Source organism: Luteibacter sp. NPDC031894 (genome assembly GCF_050273135.1).
GTDB lineage: Bacteria > Pseudomonadota > Gammaproteobacteria > Xanthomonadales > Rhodanobacteraceae > Luteibacter.
In genome coordinates, this window is record NZ_JBNNMV010000015.1 from 1 (window position 1) to 2,500 (window position 2,500).

General features: G+C 54.2%; 1 rRNA gene (cut by a window edge). It reads right to left on the bottom strand.

Annotation, left to right across the window (positions count from 1 at the left end):
• Positions 1–45: 45 nt before the first annotated feature.
• Positions 46–2,500: ribosomal RNA gene (locus ACQKIE_RS19135) — 23S ribosomal RNA — on the bottom strand; it runs 430 nt beyond the window's last position.

Below are 2,500 nucleotides of genomic sequence, written 5' to 3' on the forward strand. Positions count from 1 at the left end.
TCGACCGGAGGATTGCGTTAAGACGGTGAAGCGTCTTGGGGTTATATGGTCAAGCCTCACGGCTCATTAGTACGCGTAAGCTCAATGCATTGCTGCACTTCCACACCGCGCCTATCAACCACCTAGTCTTGATGGTGCCTTAAGGAGAGTCAAGCTCTCGGGAGATCTCATCTTGGGGCGTGCTTCCCGCTTAGATGCTTTCAGCGGTTATCACTTCCGTTCGTAGCTACCGGGCAATGCCATGGGCATGACAACCCGAACACCAGCGGAACGTCCACTCCGGTCCTCTCGTACTAGGAGCAGCCCCCCTCAAATCTCCAACGCCCACGACAGATAGGGACCGAACTGTCTCACGACGTTCTGAACCCAGCTCGCGTACCACTTTAAATGGCGAACAGCCATACCCTTGGGACCGGCTACAGCCCCAGGATGTGATGAGCCGACATCGAGGTGCCAAACACCGCCGTCGATATGAACTCTTGGGCGGTATCAGCCTGTTATCCCCGGAGTACCTTTTATCCGTTGAGCGATGGCCCTTCCATACAGAACCACCGGATCACTAAGACCTACTTTCGTACCTGCTTGATCCGTCGATCTCGCAGTCAAGCACGCTTATGCCTTTGCACACAGTGCGCGATGTCCGACCGCGCTGAGCGTACCTTCGTGCTCCTCCGTTACTCTTTGGGAGGAGACCGCCCCAGTCAAACTACCCACCATACACGGTCCCCGATCCGGATTACGGACCTAGGTTAGAACGTCAAGCACTTCAGGGTGGTATTTCAAGGATGGCTCCACCAGAACTAGCGTCCTGGTTTCATAGCCTCCCACCTATCCTACACAGAAGAACTCAACGTTCAGTGTAAAGCTATAGTAAAGGTTCACGGGGTCTTTCCGTCTTGCCGCGGGAACGCTGCATCTTCACAGCGATTTCAATTTCACTGAGTCTCGGGTGGAGACAGCGCCGCTGTCGTTACGCCATTCGTGCAGGTCGGAACTTACCCGACAAGGAATTTCGCTACCTTAGGACCGTTATAGTTACGGCCGCCGTTTACTGGGGCTTCGATCAAGAGCTTCGCCTTGCGGCTGACCCCATCAATTAACCTTCCAGCACCGGGCAGGCGTCACACCCTATACGTCCACTTTCGTGTTTGCAGAGTGCTGTGTTTTTGATAAACAGTCGCAGCGGCCAGGTTACTGCGACCCCTCGATGCTCAGTCACGCACGTGACCACACCAAGGGGCGCACCTTCTCCCGAAGTTACGGTGCCATTTTGCCTAGTTCCTTCACCCGAGTTCTCTCAAGCGCCTTGGGATTCTCACCCTGCCTACCAGTGTCGGTTTACGGTACGGTTTTTCTACAGCTGAAGCTTAGTGGCTTTTCCTGGAAGCGTGGTGTCAGTCACTTCGTCCTCATAGGACTCGTCTCGGTGCTCGGCGTATGTGATCCCGGATTTGCCTAAGATCACCGCCTACCGCCTTTCCCCAGGACAACCAACGCCTGGTAGACCTAACCTTCTCCGTCCCCACATCGCACTGTAGAAAAGTGCAGGAATATTAACCTGCTTCCCATCGACTACGCATTTCTGCCTCGCCTTAGGGGCCGACTCACCCTGCGCCGATGAACGTTGCGCGAGGAAACCTTGGGCTTTCGGCGGGGGGGCTTTTCACCCCCCTTATCGTTACTCATGTCAGCATTCGCACTTCCGATACCTCCAGCAAGCCTTACGACTCACCTTCACAGGCCTACGGAACGCTCCTCTACCGCGTACAGATCAAAATCCGTACACCCCGAGCTTCGGTGCATAGCTTAGCCCCGTTAAATCTTCCGCGCAGACCGACTCGACCAGTGAGCTATTACGCTTTCTTTAAAGGGTGGCTGCTTCTAAGCCAACCTCCTGGCTGTCTATGCCTTTCCACATCGTTTTCCACTTAGCTATGACTTTGGGACCTTAGCTGCGGGTCTGGGTTGTTTCCCTTTTCACGACGGACGTTAGCACCCGCCGTGTGTCTCCCGTGTAGCACGTGTTGGTATTCGGAGTTTGCCATGGTTTGGTAAGTCTCAATGACCCCCTAGCCATAACAGTGCTCTACCCCCAACAGTGTTCGCACGAGGCGCTACCTAAATAGCTTTCGAGGAGAACCAGCTATCTCCGAGTTTGTTTAGCCTTTCACTCCGATCCTCAACTCATCCCCATCTATTGCAACAGATGTGGGTTCGGTCCTCCAGTGCGTGTTACCGCACCTTCAACCTGGTCAAGGATAGATCACTCGGTTTCGGGTCTACTGCCAGAGACTATTCGCCCTATTCAGACTCGGTTTCCCTTCGCCTCCCCTATACGGTTAAGCTTGCCACTGACAGTAAGTCGCTGACCCATTATACAAAAGGTACGCAGTCACCCTTGCGGGCTTCCACTGCTTGTACGTATACGGTTTCAGGGTCTATTTCACTCCCCTCTCCGGGGTTCTTTTCGCCTTTCCCTCACGGTACTAGTTCGCTATCG